1 rRNA gene is annotated in these 3,024 nt (G+C 53.1%); it reads right to left on the reverse strand.

Going from position 1 to position 3,024, the window contains the following annotated elements:
- Positions 1-13: 13 nt before the first annotated feature.
- Positions 14-2,943: ribosomal RNA gene (locus D368_RS00005) — 23S ribosomal RNA — on the reverse strand.
- Positions 2,944-3,024: the final 81 nt, after the last annotated feature.

Genomic DNA, 3,024 nt, shown 5'->3' on the forward strand with positions numbered 1-3,024 from the left:
GCATACATTCAAATTGGTTAAGTCCTCGATCGATTAGTATCTGTCAGCTCCATGTGTCGCCACACTTCCACCTCAGACCTATCAACCTGATCATCTTTCAGGGATCTTACTTCCTTGCGGAATGGGAAATCTCATCTTGAGGGGGGCTTCATGCTTAGATGCTTTCAGCACTTATCCCGTCCGCACATAGCTACCCAGCGATGCCCTTGGCAGAACAACTGGTACACCAGCGGTGCGTCCATCCCGGTCCTCTCGTACTAAGGACAGCTCCTCTCAAATTTCCTGCGCCCGCGACGGATAGGGACCGAACTGTCTCACGACGTTCTGAACCCAGCTCGCGTACCGCTTTAATGGGCGAACAGCCCAACCCTTGGGACCGACTACAGCCCCAGGATGCGATGAGCCGACATCGAGGTGCCAAACCTCCCCGTCGATGTGGACTCTTGGGGGAGATAAGCCTGTTATCCCCGGGGTAGCTTTTATCCGTTGAGCGATGGCCCTTCCATGCGGAACCACCGGATCACTAAGCCCGACTTTCGTCCCTGCTCGACTTGTAGGTCTCGCAGTCAAGCTCCCTTGTGCCTTTACACTCTGCGAATGATTTCCAACCATTCTGAGGGAACCTTTGGGCGCCTCCGTTACCTTTTAGGAGGCGACCGCCCCAGTCAAACTGCCCACCTGACACTGTCTCCCCGCCCGATAAGGGCGGCGGGTTAGAAGGTCAATACAGCCAGGGTAGTATCCCACCGATGCCTCCACCGAAGCTGGCGCTCCGGTTTCCAAGGCTCCTACCTATCCTGTACAAGCTGTACCAACATTCAATATCAGGCTGCAGTAAAGCTCCACGGGGTCTTTCCGTCCTGTCGCGGGTAACCTGCATCTTCACAGGTACTATAATTTCACCGAGTCTCTCGTTGAGACAGTGCCCAGATCGTTGCGCCTTTCGTGCGGGTCGGAACTTACCCGACAAGGAATTTCGCTACCTTAGGACCGTTATAGTTACGGCCGCCGTTTACTGGGGCTTCAATTCGCACCTTCGCTTACGCTAAGCGCTCCTCTTAACCTTCCAGCACCGGGCAGGCGTCAGCCCCTATACTTCGCCTTACGGCTTCGCAGAGACCTGTGTTTTTGCTAAACAGTCGCCTGGGCCTATTCACTGCGGCTCTCTCGGGCTTGCACCCTAACAGAGCACCCCTTCTCCCGAAGTTACGGGGTCATTTTGCCGAGTTCCTTAACGAGAGTTCTCTCGATCACCTTAGGATTCTCTCCTCGCCTACCTGTGTCGGTTTGCGGTACGGGCACCTCTCACCTCGCTAGAGGCTTTTCTTGGCAGTGTGGAATCAGGAACTTCGCTACTATAATTCGCTCGCCATCACAGCTCAGCCTTCACGGGAAACGGATTTGCCTATTTCCCAGCCTAACTGCTTGGACGCGGATATCCAATACCGCGCTTACCCTATCCTCCTGCGTCCCCCCATTGCTCAAATGGTGAGGAGGTGGTACAGGAATATCAACCTGTTATCCATCGCCTACGCCTTTCGGCCTCGGCTTAGGTCCCGACTAACCCTGAGCGGACGAGCCTTCCTCAGGAAACCTTAGGCATTCGGTGGAGGGGATTCTCACCCCTCTTTCGCTACTCATACCGGCATTCTCACTTCTAAGCGCTCCACAAGTCCTTCCGGTCTTGCTTCACAGCCCTTAGAACGCTCTCCTACCACTGTTCGAAGAACAGTCCGCAGCTTCGGTGATACGTTTAGCCCCGGTACATTTTCGGCGCAGAGTCACTCGACCAGTGAGCTATTACGCACTCTTTAAATGGTGGCTGCTTCTAAGCCAACATCCTGGTTGTCTAAGCAACTCCACATCCTTTTCCACTTAACGTATACTTTGGGACCTTAGCTGGCGGTCTGGGCTGTTTCCCTTTCGACTACGGATCTTATCACTCGCAGTCTGACTCCCAAGGATAAGTCATCGGCATTCGGAGTTTGACTGAATTCGGTAACCCGGTAGGGGCCCCTAGTCCAATCAGTGCTCTACCTCCGAGACTCTTACCTTGAGGCTAGCCCTAAAGCTATTTCGGAGAGAACCAGCTATCTCCAGGTTCGATTGGCATTTCACCCCTACCCACACCTCATCCCCGCACTTTTCAACGTGCGTGGGTTCGGGCCTCCATTCAGTGTTACCTGAACTTCACCCTGGACATGGGTAGATCACCTGGTTTCGGGTCTACGACCACGTACTCAATTCGCCCTATTCAGACTCGCTTTCGCTGCGGCTCCGCATCTTCTGCTTAACCTTGCACGGGATCGTAACTCGCCGGTTCATTCTACAAAAGGCACGCCATCACCCGTTAACGGGCTCTGACTACTTGTAGGCACACGGTTTCAGGATCTCTTTCACTCCCCTTCCGGGGTGCTTTTCACCTTTCCCTCACGGTACTGGTTCACTATCGGTCACTAGGGAGTATTTAGCCTTGGGAGATGGTCCTCCCGGATTCCGACGGAATTTCACGTGTTCCGCCGTACTCAGGATCCACTCAGGAGAGAACGAAGTTTTGACTACAGGGCTGTTACCTCCTATGGCGGGCCTTTCCAGACCTCTTCATCTACCTCGTTCCTTTGTAACTCCGTACAGAGTGTCCTACAACCCCAAGAGGCAAGCCTCTTGGTTTGGGCTGGTCCCGTTTCGCTCGCCGCTACTCAGGGAATCGCATTTGCTTTCTCTTCCTCCGGGTACTTAGATGTTTCAGTTCCCCGGGTCTGCCTTCTCATATCCTATGTATTCAGATATGGATACCACTCCATTACGAGTGGTGGGTTTCCCCATTCGGAAATCTCCGGATCAAAGCTTGCTTACAGCTCCCCGAAGCATATCGGTGTTCGTCCCGTCCTTCATCGGCTCCTAGTGCCAAGGCATCCACCGTGCGCCCTTTCTAACTTAACCGTTAAAAAGAATCACTACGTGATATCTTGCATTACTAATTGAATGTGAATTACTTCTGTTATCTAGTTTTCAAAGAACAAC

This window comes from Paenibacillus lentimorbus NRRL B-30488, assembly GCF_000411595.1.
GTDB lineage: Bacteria > Bacillota > Bacilli > Bacillales > Bacillaceae > Bacillus > Bacillus velezensis.